The 19,648-nt window shown below is 65.0% G+C and carries 13 protein-coding genes; 6 read left to right on the top strand and 7 right to left on the bottom strand.

Translation table 11 applies throughout. The features are described from left to right. The first annotated feature begins 141 nt into the window (after positions 1 to 141). Complete coding sequence (gene nadB / locus IPF36_RS30840; RefSeq protein ID WP_135705867.1) at positions 142 to 1,734, top strand: L-aspartate oxidase; 1,593 nt, start codon at positions 142 to 144, stop codon at positions 1,732 to 1,734. Between the two features lie 74 nt (positions 1,735 to 1,808). Here nadB and nadC read toward each other — a convergent pair whose 3' ends face one another. From nadC to purN, 6 genes are all read right to left on the bottom strand, one after another. Continuing rightward, positions 1,809 to 2,672 carry a carboxylating nicotinate-nucleotide diphosphorylase gene (nadC, locus tag IPF36_RS30845; RefSeq protein WP_195431916.1) on the bottom strand — a complete coding sequence of 288 codons (864 nt, stop codon included), beginning with the start codon at positions 2,670 to 2,672 and terminating at the stop codon, positions 1,809 to 1,811. Beyond that, positions 2,669 to 3,823, bottom strand: a complete 1,155-nt coding sequence (gene nadA / locus IPF36_RS30850) for a quinolinate synthase NadA (RefSeq protein WP_195431918.1) — start codon at positions 3,821 to 3,823, stop codon at positions 2,669 to 2,671. The genes nadC and nadA overlap by 4 nt, the downstream gene beginning before the upstream one ends. A 126-nt stretch (positions 3,824 to 3,949) precedes the next feature. Beyond that, positions 3,950 to 5,140: an acyl-CoA desaturase gene (locus tag IPF36_RS30855; RefSeq protein WP_133092219.1), complete on the bottom strand. Its 1,191-nt coding sequence runs from the start codon at positions 5,138 to 5,140 to the stop codon at positions 3,950 to 3,952. Positions 5,141 to 5,531: 391 nt separating this feature from the next. Further along, positions 5,532 to 6,923, bottom strand: a complete 1,392-nt coding sequence (locus IPF36_RS30860; RefSeq protein WP_133092220.1) for a mechanosensitive ion channel family protein — start codon at positions 6,921 to 6,923, stop codon at positions 5,532 to 5,534. A 57-nt stretch (positions 6,924 to 6,980) separates the two neighbouring features. Beyond that, complete coding sequence (locus IPF36_RS30865) at positions 6,981 to 8,405, bottom strand: RsmB/NOP family class I SAM-dependent RNA methyltransferase (protein ID WP_195431919.1); 1,425 nt, start codon at positions 8,403 to 8,405, stop codon at positions 6,981 to 6,983. After that, positions 8,402 to 9,070, bottom strand: coding sequence for a phosphoribosylglycinamide formyltransferase (gene purN / locus IPF36_RS30870; RefSeq protein ID WP_195431920.1), 669 nt, complete (start codon positions 9,068 to 9,070; stop codon positions 8,402 to 8,404). The genes IPF36_RS30865 and purN overlap by 4 nt, the downstream gene beginning before the upstream one ends. 265 nt (positions 9,071 to 9,335) lie before the next feature. Between purN and IPF36_RS30875 the strand changes: the two genes are divergently transcribed. Further along, entirely contained in the window at positions 9,336 to 9,995 is a 660-nt protein-coding gene (locus IPF36_RS30875; RefSeq protein WP_133092223.1) for a response regulator transcription factor, read from the top strand. Between the two features lie 24 nt (positions 9,996 to 10,019). On the opposite strand, the gene IPF36_RS30880 is transcribed toward IPF36_RS30875, so the two are convergent. Next, positions 10,020 to 11,738, bottom strand: coding sequence for a hybrid sensor histidine kinase/response regulator (locus IPF36_RS30880; RefSeq protein WP_255519952.1), 1,719 nt, complete (start codon positions 11,736 to 11,738; stop codon positions 10,020 to 10,022). A 1,498-nt stretch (positions 11,739 to 13,236) separates the two neighbouring features. On the opposite strand from IPF36_RS30880, the gene ltrA reads away from it, so the two are divergent. The 4 genes from ltrA to lspA all read left to right on the top strand — a co-directional run bounded on the left by ltrA (position 13,237) and on the right by lspA (position 19,599). Next, entirely contained in the window at positions 13,237 to 14,937 is a 1,701-nt protein-coding gene (ltrA, locus tag IPF36_RS30885) for a group II intron reverse transcriptase/maturase (RefSeq protein WP_195431927.1), read from the top strand. A gap of 121 nt (positions 14,938 to 15,058) precedes the next feature. Beyond that, positions 15,059 to 16,054: a bifunctional riboflavin kinase/FAD synthetase gene (locus IPF36_RS30890; RefSeq protein ID WP_133092225.1), complete on the top strand. Its 996-nt coding sequence runs from the start codon at positions 15,059 to 15,061 to the stop codon at positions 16,052 to 16,054. Positions 16,055 to 16,168: 114 nt separating this feature from the next. Further along, positions 16,169 to 19,069, top strand: a complete 2,901-nt coding sequence (gene ileS / locus IPF36_RS30895; protein ID WP_133092226.1) for an isoleucine--tRNA ligase — start codon at positions 16,169 to 16,171, stop codon at positions 19,067 to 19,069. After that, entirely contained in the window at positions 19,069 to 19,599 is a 531-nt protein-coding gene (gene lspA, locus IPF36_RS30900) for a signal peptidase II (protein WP_135705873.1), read from the top strand. The genes ileS and lspA overlap by 1 nt, the downstream gene beginning before the upstream one ends. The last annotated feature ends 49 nt before the right edge of the window (positions 19,600 to 19,648 follow it).

Consider the following 19,648-nt stretch of genomic DNA (forward strand, 5'->3'; position numbering starts at 1 on the left):
ACACCGCGGCCGGTGCCGCGCCCTTCCGGCGCGATCACCGCCCAATCCCGCCCGGTGCACTGATGCACGGTATGGCGCGCACGGTGTAGACTTTGCCGTTTCCCCCATCCGCCTGGCGCCCTGCGGCGCTCTCTCCGCACCATGAATTTTGATGTCGCCATCGTCGGCAGCGGTCTGGCCGGCCTTACGGTCGCGCTGCAACTGGCCGACACCCACCGGGTTGTCATTCTCAGCAAGCGCGCCATGACACAGGGCGCCAGCGACTGGGCACAAGGCGGCATCGCCGCCGTGCTGGATTCCGGCGACAGCCATGACGAGCACACGCAGGACACGCTCGTTGCCGGCGCAGGACTGTGCGACGAAGAGGCAACCCGCTTTATCGTGGAGCACGGGCGCGAGGCGATCCAGTGGCTGATCGACCGCGGCGTGCCATTCACGCGCGACGAGCAGGCCGAACTGGGCTTCCACCTGACCCGCGAAGGCGGCCACAGCCGCCGGCGCATCATCCATGCGGCCGATGCCACCGGACACGCGGTGGTCAGCACGCTGCTGCAGCAGGCCACGCAGCATCCGAACATCACCATCCTGGAAGACCATTTCGCGATCGACCTGATCACGTCACGCAAGCTGGGACTCCCGGGCAACCGGTGCTATGGCCTTTACGTGCTCGACGACAATACCGGCGCGGTACACACCCTCACCGCCACGCATACGGTGCTGGCCGCGGGCGGCGCGGGCAAGGTCTACCTGTACACCACCAACCCCGACACCGCCACCGGCGATGGCATCGCCATGGCGTGGCGCGCGGGCTGCCGGGTGTCGAACATGGAATTCATCCAGTTCCACCCGACCTGCCTGTACCACCCCTATGCCAAGTCGTTCCTGATTTCCGAGGCGGTGCGCGGCGAAGGCGGGCTGCTCAAGCTGCCCGACGGCACCCGCTTCATGCCCGAGCACGATGAGCGTGCCGAGCTGGCGCCGCGCGACGTGGTCGCGCGCGCCATTGACTTCGAGATGAAGAAGCGCGGCCTGGACTGCGTCTACCTGGACATCAGCCACCAGCCCGAAGCCTTCCTGAAGGAACACTTCCCGACGATCTACGCGCGCTGCCTGGAACTGGGCATCGACATCACGCGCGAGCCGATCCCGGTGGTGCCGGCCGCGCACTACACCTGCGGCGGCGTTGTCACCGATACCGCGGGCCGCACCGATATCGGCAACCTGTATGCAGTGGGCGAGTCTGCCTGCACCGGCCTGCACGGCGCCAACCGGCTGGCCTCCAACTCGCTGCTCGAATGCATGGTGATCGGCCGCGCCGCGGCGGAAGACATCGCCTCGAAGGACAAGGCCGGCGCACCCAATATCACGCTGCCGGCGTGGGACGAAAGCCGCGTGTCCGATGCCGACGAGGAAGTCGTGGTGTCCCACAACTGGGATGAACTGCGCCGCATGATGTGGAACTACGTCGGCATCGTGCGCACCAGCAAGCGGCTGGAACGCGCGCAGCACCGCATCGGCCTGCTGCGCGAGGAAATCGCCGAGTACTACGCGAATTTCCGCGTCACGCGCGACCTGCTGGAGCTGCGCAACCTGGTGGAGGTGGCCTCGCTGATCGTTGACAGCGCGTACTCGCGGCATGAAAGCCGCGGACTGCATTTCAGCCGGGACTATCCGGATTCGCTGCCGAAGGCCCTGCCTACGGTGATGCAACCGCCTGCCGTGCGCAAGCGCTGAGCGCCGCGCAGCAATAAAAAACGGGGTGCGAGCCTGATGGCTCCACCCCGTTTTGGCTTCGGGCTGGCGATGCGTCAGCCGATGATACGCAGCGAGTAATCCGTCGCGCGCACGTCCTTGGTCAATGCGCCCACCGAGATCCGGTCCACGCCGGTCTCGGCGAAAGTGCGGATGGTCTCGGCATTGACGCCGCCCGACACCTCAAGTAGCGCCCTGCCCTGGTTGATCTTCACCGCGTCCTGCATCATCGGCACGGTGAAGTTATCGATCAGCACCGACTTCGCGCCTGCTGCCAGGGCTTCTTCCAGCTCCGCCAGCGACTCGACCTCGACCTGCACCGACGCATCGGTATCGAGCGCCTGCGCCGCCTGCAGCGCGGCGGTGATGCTGCCTGCCGCGGCGATATGGTTTTCCTTGATCAGGATGCCGTCGTACAGCGCCAGCCGCTGGTTCTCGCCACCGCCGATGCGGACCGCGTACTTCTGCGCCAGGCGCAGGCCCGGCAGCGTCTTGCGGGTATCCAGCACGCGCGCGCGGGTGCCGGCGATCAGGTCGGCATAGCGGCGCGTCACGGTGGCCACGCCGGACAGCAGTTGCAGGAAGTTCAGCGACGGGCGTTCGGCAGTCAGCAGCGAGCGCGCCGGGCCGGTGATCTCGCACACCACGGAATCCGCCGCCATCCGCGCGCCCTCTTCCTGCAGCCAGCGCACTTCCAGCGCCGGGTCGACCGCGCGCATGCAGGCATCGAACCACGGCTGTCCGCACAGCACCGCCGCTTCGCGCACGATCACGCGCGCGTGCGCGGGCTTGCCAGCGGGCACCAGCAGGCCGGTCAGGTCGCCGCTGCCGACATCCTCGGCGATGGCGGCCTGCACATTGGCTTGCAGCGCTGCGTGCAGCGCTGCGCCGTAGCTGTCGAAAATCGGATTCACGCTCATGCCGGGCCGATCCCCTGGAACAGCGCCTGTTCCTTCGCCAGGTCGGACGACGGACGCACATTGCGCTTCTGCGCCGCGGCGAAATCGAGCATGCGGTTGATGCAGGTCACCGCCTTGACGCCGATGGCCGGGTCGACGTGGATCTCGTTGCGCCCGGTCTCCAGCACCTCGGCCAGGTTGGTCAGCGCATTCATCGCCATCCACGGGCAGTGCGCGCAGCTTTTGCAGGTCGCGCTGTTGCCGGCCGTCGGCGCCTCGATGAAGTGCTTGCCAGGCGCGGCCATGCGCATCTTGTGCAGGATGCCGTTGTCGGTGGCAACGATAAACTCGGTCGCGTCCAGCTTCTGCGCCGCTTCGATCAGCTGCGAGGTGGAGCCGACCACATCGGCCTGCGCCACCACGTTTTCGGGCGATTCCGGGTGCACCAGGATCTTGGCGTTGGGGAATTCGCGGCGCAGCAGGTCCAGCTCGATGCCCTTGAACTCGTCGTGCACCAGGCACGAGCCCTGCCACAGCAGCATGTCGGCGCCGGTCTGCTTCTGGATATAGCTGCCCAGGTGCTTGTCGGGTGCCCACAGGATCTTCTTGCCCTGCGCGTGCAGGTGCTCGACGATCTTCAGCCCGATGCTCGACGTGACCATCCAGTCCGCGCGCGCCTTCACCGCCGCGCTGGTATTGGCGTACACCACCACGGTGCGGTCCGGGTGCGCATCGCAGAAGGCGGCGAATTCGTCGGCCGGGCAACCCAGGTCGAGCGAGCAGGTCGCATCCAGGTCCGGCATCAGCACGGTCTTCTCGGGGCTGAGGATCTTGGCGGTCTCGCCCATGAAGCGCACGCCGGCCACCACCAGGGTCTTGGCTTCGTGGTCGCGGCCGAAGCGGGCCATTTCGAGGGAGTCGGAGACGCAGCCGCCGGTTTCTTCGGCGAGGTCCTGCAGGTCGGCGTCGACGTAGTAGTGCGCCACCAGCACCGCATTACGTTCCTTCAGCAAGCGGCGGATACGCGCCTTCAGCGACTGCCGCTCATCGGGCGACAGCACCGGCGGCACCTTGGCCCAGGCATGGGCCACGCAGCTGCCGCCAGTGGCGTTTTCGGCATCCGCCAGGTTCGGCTTCTCGAACTCGACGGTCTTGATCGATTGTGGGGTCATCTCCGGGTACTCCTCTAGACCTCCGCCAACAGGGTGCGGCCGGCCAGAACATGGGGGAGTTTATCTAAAACAAAAGCCCCGCCATGGGCGGGGCTTTGTCAAACCATACGGCGCGGCCGAATTGTATCAGGCGTAGCGGCGCAGGCGCAGCGAGAAATCGTGCAACGCCTGGATGCCGCTGGCCTCGGCACGGTGGCACCAGGCCTGCAGCTGCTGCAGCAGCTGCTCGCGCGTCAGGTTGGAACGGCCCCAGATGGCGGCCAGTTCACGGCGCATTTCGACGAAGGTCTGCAGCGCCTTGTTCTGCTCGACGATGCTCGCCAGCTGCTCGCGCTGCTGTGCGGCCAGCTTGGTTTCCTCGCGGTGGAACCACTTGCTGGCGGGCTTGAAGCTGCGGTACTCGGCCACGCCGCCTTCCTTGAGCTTGTCCAGTTCCTGGCGGAACGCACCCTTGACGGCCTTGGCGTAGCGCGCCATCACGTCATAGCGGTTGGCGATGATGGCTTCCAGCGTGTTGTGATCGACCGGACGGGCTTCCACCAGGCGCGCCTTGGGCGGGGTCTTCTTGACCTTGGCCAGGCCGACCGCCTGCATCGCGCGGATATAGCCCCAGCCCACGTCGAACTCATACCACTTGATCGAAAACTTGGCCGAGGTCGGGTAGGTGTGGTGGTTGTTGTGCAGTTCCTCACCGCCAATGATCAGGCCCCACGGCGACACATTGGTTGACGCGTCTTCGCAATCGTAATTGCGGTAGCCCCACCAGTGGCCCAGGCCATTGATGATGCCGGCGGCATGGATCGGGATCCACAGCATCTGCACTGCCCACACCGACATGCCGATCACGCCGAACAGCGCCAGGTCGATGATCAGCATCAGGCCAACGCCCTGCCAGGTGAAGCGCGAGTACAGGTTGCGCTCGATCCAGTCATTCGGGCAGCCATGGCTGAACTTGGCGATGGTTTCCTTGTTCTTGGCCTCGGCGCGATAGAGTTCAGCCCCTTCCAGCAGCACCTTGCGGATGCCGCGGGTCTGCGGGCTGTGCGGATCGTCCTCGGTCTCGCACTTGGCGTGGTGCTTGCGATGGATCGCGGTCCACTCCCTGGTGACCATGCCGGTGGTCAGCCACAGCCAGAAGCGGAAGAAATGCTGGGCGATCGGGTGCAGGTCCAGCGACCGGTGCGCCATGCAGCGGTGCAGGAAGATGGTGACGCCAGCGATGGTGATATGCGTCATCACCAGGGTGTAGATGACGATCTCCCACCAGGCCCAATTGGCAAGGCCGTTGGCGGCCCAGTCAAGAATAGTGTCGAACAAACTGTTCTCCGTCGGTTAAACAGGACTTTCCCGTGCAGGCCGGCTGGCCGGTGCACACAACGCGCAGAAAAAATAGCTGCGAATCTATTGATTGCGATAGCTGTCTGGCGCTTGCCTCGGGACCCGAAGTCGCTCCGGGCTCCCTGGCACGCGAGTCTGGCGCCGGCCGTGGCAGGCGGGACAAGGTACGAGCCGCTGCAATCTGGCGGCTGTCTGATGTGGGAGCGGGATGTCTCAACCCGCGACAACCCGGCATTCTACCGGATTGGCGAGGGCGCAAGCATACGCTATTTCCCGGATTTGGACGGGGTGCAACGGTTTTCGTTCCGTGGGGTGCCGAACTCGCCGCCTGGCTGGCATCTGCACGGTCCTGTGACGCTCAGGTGACAGTCTAGGTGGCGTTGGCGGCTTCCGGCAAGGTACTTGCCTTGGGGGCGCCTGGTCCGGGCATCGGCGTCTCGTGCATCACACGCAGCTCACGCTGGGGATAGGGAATCGAAATGCCGTGCTCGCGCAGCGTGCGCCAGATGGCGCGGTTCATCGCGGATTGCACCCCTAGCTTTCCGTTCTGTGGATCGGCAATGTAGGCCGCGACTTCGTACTCGATGCCGCTGTCCGCAAACAGCACCAGGAAGGCCGCCGGCTCCGGGTCTTTCAGCACGCGCGGCAGTTCGCGCACGCATTCGGTCAGCAGTGCGATCACGGTCTCCGGGTCAGCGCTGTAGTCGGCCTGGACACGCGTCGCCACGCGCACATTGGTGTTCGAGAATGAATGGTTCTGCACCGACTGCGCCACCAATTGCTCGTTCGGCACCAGCGTCTCGCCGTCGCCGTTGCGCACCACGGTGTAGCGGGTGCGGATCTGCGACACGATGCCGGTGTACTTGTCCACCGTGATCTGGTCGCCCAGCTTGACCGAGCGGTCCAGCAGGATAATGAAGCCCGAGATGTAGTTGCTCGCGATCTTCTGCAAGCCCAGGCCCAGGCCCACGCCCAGCGCACCGCCGAACACCGACAGCACGGTCAGGTCGATCCCGACCAGCGACAGGCTCAGCAGCAGCGACACCAGCAGCAGCAAGGCCTTGGAGATGCGGGTCAGCACCACCTTCAGGTTGACGTCGAGGTTGGCCGAGCGCATCAGCCGCTCCTCCAGCCAGGACCCGAACCACATCGCCACCAGCACCGTCAGCAGGATCCAGACCCCCGCCATCAGCGTGTCGGCGAGGCTGATCTTCTGCTTGCCGCCGATCGAGAAGCGCACGTCCTGCATCCACGCGACCACCTCCGACAGCACGCCAAGCACATAAAGCGCCATGCCGATCCACACCAGCGTGGTCAGCACCTTCTCCACCAGCAGCAGCATGCCGTGCAACTGCCCGCTGCCGGACATGACCCGCCGCAGGATATAGAAGACGACATTGAGCGAGGTGATACCGAACAGCGGCACCAGCGCCAGCCGCAGCACGCTGATCGGGATCAATGGCTCCAGCGCGAAGCGCGCGACCATCACCAGCACCCAACCTGCCAGCGGGAACATGGCCCGCTCCAGGCTGGCGGCTGCAAAGCGCAGCGAGAAGCTGGAACTGGCGTAGCGCGCCTCGAGCCGGTGCACCACATAGCGCCCCAGCGGCCACGCCACCGCGAGGCAGCCGGCCAGCACCAGCAGCTGCCAGAAGAACCCCGGGCCGCCGGCATCGCGGATCAGGTCGTCCAGCATCTTGCCGAACATCGAATGGGAGGCCGTCAGCTCGCCGCCGAGGCCGGACAGGGTTTCACCGTTCATCGGGGAGACTCAGGTTGAGGGCCGCCGTCCGCTGCAGACGGGCGGCGGCCACAGGCGTCAGCTGGTGCGTTCCAGCACCGCGGCAAAGAAGCCGTCGGTCTGGTGCAGATGCGGATACAGCGCGAACATGCCGCTATCCTGAGGCAACGCGGGCACTTCGATCTTCTGGTCGGCCAGCACCTCGCTGGCCGGAACCAGGCGGAAGTTGGGGTGCGCGGCGAGGAAATCGCGCACGATGGCCTCGTTTTCGGCTTCGAGCACGGAGCACGTGGCGTAGACCACGCGGCCGCCGCCCTTGACCAGGCGCGCCGCCGACTCAAGGATAGCGCTCTGCTTGGCAGTCAGCTCCAGCACCGATTCCGGCGTCTGGCGCCACTTCAGGTCGGGGTTGCGCCGCAGCGTTCCCAGCCCGCTGCACGGCGCGTCCACCAGCACCCGGTCGACCTTGCCGGCCAGGCGCTTGATCTTGGCGTCGCGTTCGGAGTCGATCAGGACCGGATGGACGTTGGACAGGCCGCTGCGCGCCAGGCGGGGCTTCAGGTTGGCCAGGCGCTTTTCCGACACGTCGAAGGCGTACAACCGGCCGGTGGAGCGCATCGCGGCGCCCAGCGCCAAGGTCTTGCCACCCGCGCCGGCACAGAAGTCGACCACCATCTCGCCACGCTTTGGCGCCACCAGGTTGCACAGCAGCTGGCTGCCTTCGTCCTGCACCTCGACCAGGCCGTTGACAAAGATTGGCAGCTGGTTCAGCGCGGGCTTGCCGGTCATGCGGATGCCGGCGGGCGCCATCGGCGTCGGCTCGGCGCCCAGGCCGGCGGATTGCAGCTCGGCCAGCGCCGCATCGCGGCTGGTCTTGCCCAGGTTGACGCGCAGGTCAAGCGGCGCCGGGCGCAGCCAGGCATCGCCCAGTGCCGCGGTAAATTCTTCGCCATGGCGGCGCACCAGCTCGTCGTACAGCCATTCGGGCAGATTGGTGCGCACGCGCGGGGCCAGGCTGGAACGCTCGATCGTGGTCAGGCGGTCCAGCCATTCGGCCTCTTCGGGGTGCAGGAACGGCGTCAGCACGTCGCGTCCGAGCGTGGCCGCCAGGCCCAGCAGCGCCAGGCGGCGCGAGCTGGCGCCGGTGCCGCTTTCCGCAAACTGCGCGAACTCCACGCGCCGGCGCAGCACCGCATAGATGGCCTCGGCGATGATGCCGCGCTCGCGATGGCCCAGCTTGCTGTTCTCGCGGAAGTAATAGCTCACCACGGCATCGGCCGGGCGGGCGAACAGCATGACCTTGCCAAGCAGGCGGTCGATATGCTGGATATGCGAGGCGTGCAGCCCGCCGTGCATGCGCGGCGCGCCGTCGCGGACGGCATTGCCGTTGGCGGGCTTGCGGATGGGGCTGCCCTTGCCCTTGCCCTTGCCCTTGCTCTTGCCGCGCGGCGGCGCGTGGCCCTCGCTACGGGTGGGACGGGTTCCTGCCTGGTTGCGGCTCATGCCTCGACTCCTGCCGCCCGGGTATGGGCGGAGATGGCCATCAGCAGTTGCGGCTCGGCCGGGTTGATAACGTTGACCACGCCGTCCTGCAGTCGCAGGCGGTCCTCGACGAACCAGCGGACGGCGCGGGGATAGATCTGGTGCTCGCAGTCGAGCAGGCGCTCGGCCAGGCTTTCGGGCGTGTCGGTGGGCAGCACATCAAGTGCGGCCTGGATCACGATCGGACCGTGGTCGAGTTCCGGGGTAACGAAGTGCACGGTGGCGCCGTGCAGCTTGACGCCGGCGTCCAGCGCTTGCTTGTGGGTGTTCAGCCCCGGGAAGCACGGCAGCAGCGACGGGTGGATATTCAGCAGCCGGCCCGCATAGCGGTCGACAAAACCCGGCGTCAGGATGCGCATGAAGCCGGCCAGCACCACCAGGTCGGGGGCGTGGGCATCGATGGCCTCGGCCATCGCGGCATCAAACGAGGCGCGGTCGGGGAACTGGCGATGGTCGACCACGCCGGTGGCAATGCCTTGCTGCTGCGCGAACTGCAGCCCGGCGGCATCGGGCCGGTTCGACAGCACCGCTGCCACGCGCGCCGGCCAACCGCCGCCCGCGCAGGCACGGACGATGGCTTCCATGTTGGAGCCACGCCCGGAAATCAAGATGACAATTTTTTTCATCGCGCAATTCTACCAAGGCGAGGCACTAAACTCCGGTAAAGCGAACCCATTAGGTACTTAATTCAGCAGATCCGGACAAGTGCAATGCCCCTAACATGTGACGATGGCGCCGCATACCCCCGATTGATGGATTGTGACGCTTCGCCCCCTCTGCTAGAGTGGGCGCTACGTCCACGCGCCAATCCTGTGCAGGTTTTTCACGACACAGTGCTCCAAGCGAGCGGGTGACAACAAGGACAAAACGGGAAATTAGACGGGAACTCGCATGTCGAACGCTGCACCGACGTTGTTGGTGGTCGATGATCATCCTATGGCCTTGTCAGGCACCACGGCCTTCCTTGCCGAAGTCATGCCGGATGTCGCGGTACACGCCGCCGGCAGTGCCCGAGAAGCCCTGGCGAGCCTGCAGCAGGGGCTGCGCCCGGATATTGTGCTGCTCGATATCTGGCTGAACGACGGCACCGGCTTCGATGCCATGCAGTCGTTCAAGACCGTGATCCCCGGGGCGCGCTTTATCTTCATGTCCGCAGAAGCCACGCCCGAAATCGTCGGCCGCGCCCGTGCGCTGTCGGCATGCGGCTTCGTCGGCAAGCATCTCGATGCCAATGCCTTCACCGCCGCGGTGCGCAAGGTGCTGGCGGGTGACACCTCCTTCCCTACCGATGAAGCCCTGAACGGGCGGGCCCAGTCGTTTGGCCCCGCGCACGGCATCCCGGTTACGCCGGCCGAGCTGGGCCTGACGCCGCGCCAGGGGTCCGTGCTGGCCCTGGTGCTCGAAGGCCTGCCGAACAAGGTGATCGCGCGCCGGCTCGGGCTGACCGAGAACACGGTCAAGGAGCACGTGTCGGCGATCCTGCAACGCCTGGGCGTGCGTACCCGGATGCAGGTGATGTCGCGGATGGAACGGTTCCGCCTGCGCCAGTAAGGCGCCGCACTTGCCCTCCCCAGCCTAAGCCGGGCGCAGCCATCGCCGCAGCAGCATCCGCAGCGACGCCGGGTCCACCGGCTTGGGCAGCACGAAATACCCCGCCTCTTCCGCCGCCGCCAGCGCGGCCGATTTCAGGTCGCCGGTCAGCAGCGCGCTGCGCGCCTGCGGTTGCGTGTTCTGCCAGCGCTCCAGCAGGTCCAGGCCGTTCTCACTGCCCGGCAGCCGCAGGTCGCAGAAGATGATGTCCGGGCGCAGGCCCTTGGCAAACAGCTTGTCGGCCTCGGCGCCGTGCGCGGCGCAGGCCACGTGGATGCCCCACGCCTCCATCAGCGCGATCCACGCCTTGCGGATCTGGCTGTCGTCGTCGACCACCAGCACCGTGCCCTGCAGCCGGTCGGGCTTGGCTTCCTGGGCCTGCGCCATGGCACGCATCTCGCGCACGCTGGCGACGGTCTCGGCCGGCACCGGGGCCAGGGCGAACCAGAACACCGAGCCCTTGCCCGGCACCGAGCGCACGCCATAGGTGCCGCGCATCAGCCGCACGCACTCCTTGAAGATCGCCAGGCCGAGGCCGAGGCCCTGAGACGGGTCGCGCTGCGGGTTGTTGACCTGGTAGTACGGCGAGAAGATATCGGGCAGGTGCTCGGGCGTGACGCCGGCGCCGGTGTCCCACACCTCCAGCCGCACGTGCTTGCGGCGCTGGCGCGCGGTCACCAGCACGCCGCCGCGCTGGGTATAGCGCAACGCGTTCTGCACCAGGTTGAACAGCGCGCGGCGCAGCAGCACCGGCTCGGCCATCGCGTACAGTTCGTCGGGCACGCGCGGCGTCAGCATCAGGCCGCTTTCGCGGGCGTCGGCGGCAAACTGGCTCATCACGTCGCGGATCAGCGCGCCCAGCTCGCACGGCTCCAGCGTCGGCAGGACCTTGCGCCCTTCCAGCTTGGACAGGTCCAGCAGCGAGCGGAACAGCAGGTCGATGGTCTGCGTGCCCGCCGCCACCTGCTCCACCAGCGGATGCAGCGACGACGACTGGTTGCGCGCGCGCAGCGCTTCAACCAGCATCACCAGCGCATGCACCGGCTGGCGCAGGTCATGGCTGGCGGCGGCAAGGAAGCGCGATTTTTCTTCGCTGGCATGCAGCGCGCGCTCCTTTTCTTCCTGGAACTGCTTGGCCAGCCGGCGGCTGTCACCCTCGAGCTGGATCGCGCGGACCAGCGTGAGCTGCAGGTTGAAGGCATGGCGCGACAGCATCAGCGCGTAGATCACCAGCAGGCCCTGTACATAAGCGCCATGGCCGGGGAAGGCGAACTCCGCCATCAGGATGCTGGGCACCAGGATCGGCACGCCGGCGTACACCAGGTTGGACGGCACCGGGGCCTGCGATACCGCGCCGCCGGCCAGCACGCCCAGCGTCAGCAGGTACAGCACGCTGGAGAAGACCACCGAGTCCGTATACAAATGCAGCAGTGCCGAGCTGCCCCAGGTTACCCCGGTCAGCAGCGCCAGCACGCGCATGTTGTTCCACCACCTGCGCGTATGCGCGGAACGGCTCATCGAGGCCCCGTCGCGCTGGTAGCCGACATGGAACCACAGGCCGCCCGCGGTCAGCAGCAGCATGATCGCGCACCAACCCAGCAGTGCGGCGTGGCTGACTTCGCCCCAGAATCCCAGCGTGGTCAGCGCCGGCAGCAGCACGGAAGCGACGATGGCGGTCGGCGCATTCTTGTGCACGATGGCCATCAGCTTGGCGCGGGTCTCGACGTCAAGCTCACCGCTCGATTGCGGCAGTATATGGGGCCGAAGCCGGGGGAGAAGCCGGGACAGGAACCGGTTGGGCAGCGCGTTCAAATGTGGCTGGCTTGAGATGGCAGGCGCAAGGCGAGAAAAAGCGGCAAGAAATGTCGTGTCGCGCGCGTTTTGGCTGCATGTGACGTCGGCGTGACACACAAGTGGTGCATATCATGCCGCCTTTTGCCGTATCGCGCCATGCCGGGGTAGGCGGATGCAGCACAAAAACAGCAGCTTAGCGCACATGGGGGCGCAGGCAGCGGCAAGCCGACCCATTCGCCTTATAATGCCCGCTTTAGTGCGACACGCACCCTCGTGTCCGGATAGCTCCAACGTAAGGAGCATCGACCCTGTTGGGACAAGGAGAAGGCTTCGGCCTGACCCGTCCAATCCCAACCATTGCTTGCTTAGACAAACCCGGCCGACCAGCTAGGGGGAGTCCGATGTGCGGTGGGAAAGCCGGAACACTGGCTGACCTGCGGCTTGCTTTTTGCTGGATGGATTTCCAGCCATTGCCCAAGGGCGGGGACGCTCGCCTTTGGGCGAGTTTCTCTGTAAACGCCTCTCTTCGGAGGGTGCGGGTGATTGCGCAGCGGTACTTTAGCTGCGAAATCGCTACATAGCATTCAAACCGATCCGTATGGATCGGCGCTACGTTCTTTGGGGCGGAGGCCCGCGCTCGCAAGAGCCCGAAGCCGACGTCAAGCGCTCGCCTGGATGGGAGCACGTGAGCAAGAAGTGAGGTCCCGGAGCGTCAGCTCCGCGCGTTATGGTTCAGTCAAGCACGCCCGCGAGGACGCCTTGATAGAGAACCTGCTATGCGATTAGCAGTAGCCTAGGGGGACATGCGTCACTGGCAACGGTGGGGTGTGAAGCTTCCCTGACAATGTAGCCCCCGCAAGGGTGCCCGTGGATTGTGAGATTCGCGGGTAGAAGACCGAAGCAGCATCGGTTGAGGAGCTAGGCTGGCTGGTATGGGTAACACATGTGAACTGCTGATAAACGTCGTAAGCATTGCAGTGCCAAAGCTGATGATAGGCACTAACCAAAAGGTACGTGGTCGGATACTCCGCTTAAAGCTCGGAGTACATCGCCTTCAGACCACCGGCGAAGAGGCAGGCCCTAACCCAGTCGTGTAACGCGTGGGGAACGTGGTAAGCCCGTATAGCTGCCCGAGCGCTGTTTGGCTCAGGCAGGCGAACCGCAAGGAACGCTGTTGGCTGTGCGGGTATGGGAGGTTGGAAAAAGCGAATGCCGGGCTGTAACGGTCCGGATAGGGGTTGAAACATCATCCCACGCGAAAGCGGGCAGACTTCCAACTGGTCTACTCGTCGCAAGACGACTGACTGAACTCGCTTGTTTAACTTTTCTTCCCTTGTGGGACAACATGTCCCGCAAGGGGCATGTTGTCTTTCGATGTTGGGGAAGATCCTCAAGATAGGAGGGCAGCATGGAAGCATTGATCCGTGAGGATGAATCTGCGCCTTCCGGCGTACCAGAGCGATGGGGCGACATTGACTGGCGCCGCGTCGACCGGAACGTTCGGGTAATGCAGATTCGAATTGCGAAGGCAACACAGGAAGGGGACTGGCGCAGGGTGAAAGCCTTGCAGAGGTCCCTGACCCGCTCGTGGTCCGCCAAAGCATCGGCGGTACGGCGAGTGGCGATGAACCAAGGTGCGCGGACGGCAGGAGTCGATCGCGTAGAGTGGGAAACGCCTGAAGACCGATGGGAAGCCATCGGGAGGTTGGAGCACCGGGGGTATCGACCGCTGCCGTTGAAGCGTGTCTACATCCCCAAGTCAAATGGGAAGAAGCGCCCTCTGGGCATTCCGACCATGCACGACCGAGCCATGCAAGCGCTGTATCTGCTGGCGCTGGAGCCGGTGTCCGAAGGGACGAGCGATCCGAACTCTTATGGGTTTCGGATCAATCGGTCCACTCACGATGCCATGTCCCAGCTCTTCGCGTCCCTGTCCAAGCGAGCTTCGGCTCAATGGGTGCTGGAAGCGGATATCAAAGGGTGTTTTGACCATATCAGCCACAACTGGCTGGAGCGCAATGTCCCAATGGACAAAGCAATCCTTCGGAAGTGGTTGAAAGCTGGCGTGGTTTTTCAGGGCCAGTTTCAGGCGACCGACGCCGGAACACCACAGGGAGGCATCATTTCCCCGACTCTGGCAAACGTGGCACTGAACGGATTGGAGCGACAACTGGATGCGTCCCTACGGGCGAAATTCGGCGTCGTGAAATCCAACAAGCTGAAAGTGAATGTAGTGCGCTATGCGGACGACTTCGTGATCACCGGCAATACGCCGGAGGTGTTAGAAAATGAAGTGAAGCCGTGGGTGGAGAAGTTCCTGGCAGTACGGGGGCTGACACTATCGACGGAGAAAACGCGGATCGTCAACATCGCCGACGGCTTTGACTTTCTAGGGTGGAATTTCCGGAAGTACTCGGGAAAGCTGCTCATCAAGCCGAGCAAGAAGAACGTGCAAGCGTTCTACCGCAAAGTGAAGGAAGTCATCAGTGTCAAGAAAACGGCAAAGCAGGATGATCTGATCAGACTGCTGAATCCGATGCTAAGAGGGTGGGCGCAGTATCATCGCCCGGTGGTAGCAACGGCGGCGTTCACCAAGATGGAGCACCAGATCTTCTGTGCTTTGTGGAGGTGGGCAAAACGGCGACATCGAGGGAAGAATGCCGAGTGGGTGCGGAAGAAATACTTCGCCACCATAGAGGCTCGGAACTGGGTGTTTGGAACCACGACTGTGGATAAGAAGGGCGATCCTTTCTGGCTGGAGCTGTATTCGCTTGCGGGTACGCAGATCAGGAGGCACAAGAAGGTTCGGGCGGACTACCATCCGTTTGACCCAGCGCAGGAGATGTATGGCGAGAAATTGCGACAGGCACGCATGTCCGACGACATGTCACACCGCAAGCAATGGATCAAGCTGTATATGTCCCAGCGGGGCTTGTGTGCGGTGTGTCAGAGCAAGATAACCAAAGAGACTGGATGGGATGACCATCACATCGTGCCGCGCGTTCTTGGCGGCTCCGATGCTCTAGGAAATCGAGTGCTGGTGCATCCCGGTTGTCATGTTCAAGTCCATCACTACGGCAGAATCGCTGTAAAGCCGGTACTTGATTGACTCATTTACTTTGAGAGGCTTGAGCCGTATGCGGGGAAACTCGCACGTACGGTTCTTAGGGGGGAGCATCACCAGAAATGGTATGCTCCTACCCTACCCCGAAACATTTCCCGCCGTCCCCGTGAAAGTCTTCCGCGGCCTGCCCAACGCCGAGAGCCGGGCGCCCTGCGCGCTCACCATCGGCAATTTCGACGGTGTGCATCGCGGCCACCAGTCGCTGCTTGCGCGCGCGCGCGCGGCGGCGGACGCGCGCGGCCTGCCGCTGTGCGTGATGACGTTCGAGCCGCATCCGCGCGAGTTCTTCACCCCGGACAAGGCGCCCACCCGCATCGCGCTGCTGCGCGACAAGCTGGAAAGCCTGCGCCGCAACGGCGTGGACCGCGTCGTGGTCGAGCACTTCAACGCCCACTTTGCCAGCCAGTCCCCGCAGGAATTCGTTGAAAACGTGCTGTGGCACGGCCTGCACACGCGCTGGCTGCTGGTCGGCGACGACTTCCGCTTCGGCGCCAGGCGCGCGGGCGACTTCGCCTACCTGCAGGACGCCGGGCACCGGTTCGGCTTCGACGTCGAGCAGATGGGCTCGGTCTCCGAGGGCGGCATCCGCATTTCCAGCTCGGCGGTGCGCCAGGCCCTGGCCGATGGCGACCTCGAGCACGCGCGGCGCCTGCTGGGCCACGGCTATGCCATCAGCGGCCACGTGATCCACGGCCGCAAGCTGGGCCGCGACCTGGGCTTCCCGACGCTGAACCTGCGCATCTCGCACAAGCGCCCGGCGGTCAACGGCATCTTCGTGGTGCAGGTGCATGGCATTGCCGACCACCCGCTGCCCGGCGTGGCCAGCATCGGCGTGCGCCCGACCATCGAGGACGCCGGCCGCGTGCTGCTGGAAGTCCACCTCTTTGACTTCAATGAAAGCCTGTACGGCAAGCTGGTACGGGTCGAATTCATGAAGAAGCTGCGCGACGAGGCGCGCTTCGACAACCTGGAAGACCTGACCGCCGCGATCGCCAAGGACAGCGCCGACGCGCGCGGGTTCTTCGGCCTGACCGCGCCCGGCGCTGCCGAGGGCACCGGCGGCCGCGACTTCGCTACCTCCGCCACCGACCGAATTAGCTAGCGGCCGGCGCCCGCCAGTGTGCGCGGGCCCGGTTCGCATGCCCCGCCCAGTCTTCCCGCGCGCGCCCCGGCCTGCTGCCGGCCGCGCGCCAAACGAATTGCTCCGAGAATCGAAATGTCCGACGACAAACGCGCCAAGTCCGATCAGAACCAGAAAAACAAGTATCCCGTCAACCTGCTCGACACGCCCTTCCCCATGCGTGGCGACCTGCCCAAGCGCGAGCCGCAGTGGGTCAAGCAGTGGCAGGAGAAGCAGCTCTACAAGAAGATCCGCGCGGCGCGCAAGGGCGCGAAGAAGTTCGTGCTGCATGACGGCCCGCCGTATGCCAACGGCGATATCCACATCGGCCACGCCGTGAACAAGGTGCTCAAGGACATGATCATCAAGGCGCGCGGCCTGAGCGGGCTCGACGCCGTCTACGTGCCGGGCTGGGACTGCCATGGCATGCCGATCGAGATCCAGATCGAGAAGAAATTCGGCAAGGGCCTGCCGGTGCAGGAAGTCCAGGCCAAGGCGCGCGCGTACGCCACCGAGCAGATCAAGCGCCAGATGGTGGACTTCGAGCGCCTGGGCGTGCTGGGCGACTGGGACCACCCCTACCTGACCATGAACTACAGCAACGAGGCGGACGAATTGCGCGCGCTCGGCAAGATCATGGAAAAGGGCTACGTGTTCCGCGGCCTGAAGCCGGTGAACTGGTGCTTCGACTGCGGCTCGGCGCTGGCCGAGGCCGAAGTCGAGTACAAGGACAAGGTCGACCTGTCGATCGACGTGGGCTTCCCGTTTGCCGAGGCCGACAAGCTGGCGCACGCCTTCAAGGTGCCGTTCGACCAGATCAACGCCAAGCCCGGCTGGATCGTGATCTGGACCACCACGCCGTGGACCATCCCGAGCAACCAGGCGCTGAACGTGCACCCCGAAGTGGAATACGCGCTGGTCGACACGCCGCGCGGCTACCTGATCCTGGCCACCGAGCGCGTCGAGGAGCAGCTGAAGGTCTACGCGCTGGAAGGCAAGGTCATCGCCACCGCAACCGGCGCCGCGCTGTCGGAAATCCGCTTCCACCACCCGCTGGCCAAGATGGACGCGGGATATGACCGCCTGTCGCCGGTCTACCTGGGCGACTACGTCACCACCGACACCGGCTCGGGCATCGTCCACTCGGCGCCCGCCTATGGCGTGGAAGACTTCCAGTCGTGCAAGGCGCACGGGATGCCCGACAGCGACATCATCAGCCCGGTGATGGGCAACGGCGTCTACGCCGGCACGCTGCCGCTGTTCGGCGGGCTGTCGATCTGGGATGCCAACCCCAAGATCGTCGACGCGTTGCAGGAATCGGGCAACCTGTTCAACTCGCACAAGTACACCCACAGCTACATGCACTGCTGGCGTCACAAGACGCCGATCATCTACCGCGCCACCTCGCAGTGGTTTGCGGGCATGGACGTGGATCCGACCGAGGAGAACGGCAAGCCCGTGCCGACCCTGCGCGAGACCGCGCTGGCCGGCATCGATGCCACCGAGTTCTACCCGGCGTGGGGCAAGCAGCGCCTGCACAACATGATCGCCAACCGGCCGGACTGGACGCTGTCGCGCCAGCGCCAGTGGGGCGTGCCGATGGCCTTCTTCGTGCACAAGGAAACCGGCGCGCTGCATCCGCGCACGCCTGAACTGCTGGAAGCCATCGCCAAACGCGTCGAGCAGCAAGGCATCGAAGCCTGGCAGACGCTGGATCCGGCCGAACTGCTGGGCGACGAAGCCAGCCAGTACGAAAAGAACCGCGACACGCTCGACGTCTGGTTCGACTCCGGCACCACGCACTGGACCGTGGTCCGCGGCTCGCACCGCGACGACCTGTACGACCCGGCCGCCGACACAGCCGAAGGCCGCCTTGCCGACCTCTACCTGGAAGGCTCCGACCAGCACCGCGGCTGGTTCCATTCGTCGCTGCTGACCGCGTCGATGCTGTACGGCAAGCCGCCGTACAAGGCGCTGCTGACGCACGGCTTCACCGTCGACGGCGAGGGCCGCAAGATGTCCAAGTCGGTCGGCAACACCGTGTCGCCGCAGGACATCTCCAACAAGATGGGCGCCGAGATCATCCGGCTGTGGGTGGCCTCGACCGACTACTCGGGCGAGCTGTCAATCTCGGACGAGATCCTCAAGCGCGTGGTGGAAAGCTATCGCCGCATCCGCAACACGCTGCGCTTCCTGCTGTCGAACCTGTCCGACTACGACCACGGCAAGCACGCGCTGCCGGCGTCGGAATGGCTGGAGATCGACCGCTACGCCGTCGCGCTGACCGACCGGCTGCAGAAGGAAGTGCTGTCGCACTACGAGGCCTACGAATTCCACCCGGTGGTGGCCAAGCTGCAGACCTTCTGCTCGGAAGACCTGGGCGGCTTCTACCTTGACGTGCTGAAGGACCGCCTCTACACCACGGCGGCGGACTCCAAGGCCCGCCGCGCGGCGCAGAACGCGCTGTACCACATCACCCAGGCGATGCTGCACTGGATGGCGCCGTTCCTGTCGTTCACCGCCGAGGAAGCGTGGCAGGTCTTTGTCCACGGCACCGAGCACACCGACACCATCTTCACCAGCACCTACTACCCGGTGCCGGAAATGGACGACGCCGACGACCTGCTGCAGAAATGGCATACGCTGCGCGAAGTGCGCGCCGAAGTCACCAAGCAACTGGAAGCGGTGCGCGTCGAAGGCGAGATCGGCTCGTCGCTGCAGGCGGAGCTGACCATCCAGGCCGGCGGCCCGGTGCTGCAGGCGCTGCAGAGCCTGGGCGACGACCTGCGCTTCGTGCTGCTGACATCGTCGGCCAAGGTCACCGCCGCGCCCGAAGCCGGCGACCTGCTGGTGACGGTAACGCCGTCGGCACATGCCAAGTGCGAGCGCTGCTGGCACTACCGCGCCGATGTCGGCCACAACCCGGACCACCCCACCCTCTGCGGCCGCTGCGACAGCAACCTGTTCGGCGCCGGTGAACACAGGAGCCACGCCTGATGGCATCGACCACGTCCCGATCCGCCCGGCCGGCGCGCCGCGGCAGCAAGGCCGCGGGCAACACCACGCCGCTGCTGTGGCTGGCGTTCGCACTGCTGGTGGTGCTGCTTGACCAGTTCTTCAAGATCGTCATCGTGCGCAGCTTCACTTACGGTGAGTCGCGCCCGGTCACGAGCTTCTTCAACCTGGTGCTGGTCTACAACAAGGGCGCGGCATTCAGCTTCCTGGCCGACGCCGGCGGCTGGCAGCGCTGGTTCTTTACCGGACTGGGCCTCGTGGTCGGGGCGTTCATCGTGTGGCTGCTGTATCGGCATACCGGGCAGCGGTTGTTCTGCTTCGCCGTGTCGCTGATCCTGGGCGGCGCGGTCGGCAACGTGATCGATCGCGTGGTCTACGGGCACGTGGTCGACTTCCTGGATTTCTACGCGGGCCGGTATCACTGGCCGGCCTTCAATGTCGCGGACTGCGCGATCACGGTCGGCGCGGTGCTGCTGATCGTGGATGAGTTGCGGCGGGTGCGGAAGCACTGAACTGCCGGATTGTGTTCCCCTCTCCCGCCGGGCGGGAGAGGGGAGCAAA

The organism is Cupriavidus sp. IK-TO18 (assembly GCF_015549295.1).
Taxonomy (GTDB): domain Bacteria; phylum Pseudomonadota; class Gammaproteobacteria; order Burkholderiales; family Burkholderiaceae; genus Cupriavidus; species Cupriavidus oxalaticus_A.

Excerpts from the sequence above, each read along its gene's own strand:
- IPF36_RS30875 (WP_133092223.1), top strand. The coding sequence starts at position 9,336 with ATGTCGAACGCTGCACCGACGTTGTTGGTGGTCGATGATCATCCTATG.
- purN (WP_195431920.1), bottom strand. The coding sequence starts at position 9,070 with ATGAAAAAAATTGTCATCTTGATTTCCGGGCGTGGCTCCAACATGGAA.
- nadC (WP_195431916.1), bottom strand. The coding sequence starts at position 2,672 with ATGAGCGTGAATCCGATTTTCGACAGCTACGGCGCAGCGCTGCACGCA.
- IPF36_RS30880 (WP_255519952.1), bottom strand. The coding sequence starts at position 11,738 with ATGGCCATCGTGCACAAGAATGCGCCGACCGCCATCGTCGCTTCCGTG.
- lspA (WP_135705873.1), top strand. The coding sequence starts at position 19,069 with ATGGCATCGACCACGTCCCGATCCGCCCGGCCGGCGCGCCGCGGCAGC.
- IPF36_RS30865 (WP_195431919.1), bottom strand. The coding sequence starts at position 8,405 with ATGAGCCGCAACCAGGCAGGAACCCGTCCCACCCGTAGCGAGGGCCAC.
- ileS (WP_133092226.1), top strand. The coding sequence starts at position 16,169 with ATGTCCGACGACAAACGCGCCAAGTCCGATCAGAACCAGAAAAACAAG.
- nadB (WP_135705867.1), top strand. The coding sequence starts at position 142 with ATGAATTTTGATGTCGCCATCGTCGGCAGCGGTCTGGCCGGCCTTACG.
- nadA (WP_195431918.1), bottom strand. The coding sequence starts at position 3,823 with ATGACCCCACAATCGATCAAGACCGTCGAGTTCGAGAAGCCGAACCTG.
- IPF36_RS30860 (WP_133092220.1), bottom strand. The coding sequence starts at position 6,923 with ATGAACGGTGAAACCCTGTCCGGCCTCGGCGGCGAGCTGACGGCCTCC.
- ltrA (WP_195431927.1), top strand. The coding sequence starts at position 13,237 with ATGGAAGCATTGATCCGTGAGGATGAATCTGCGCCTTCCGGCGTACCA.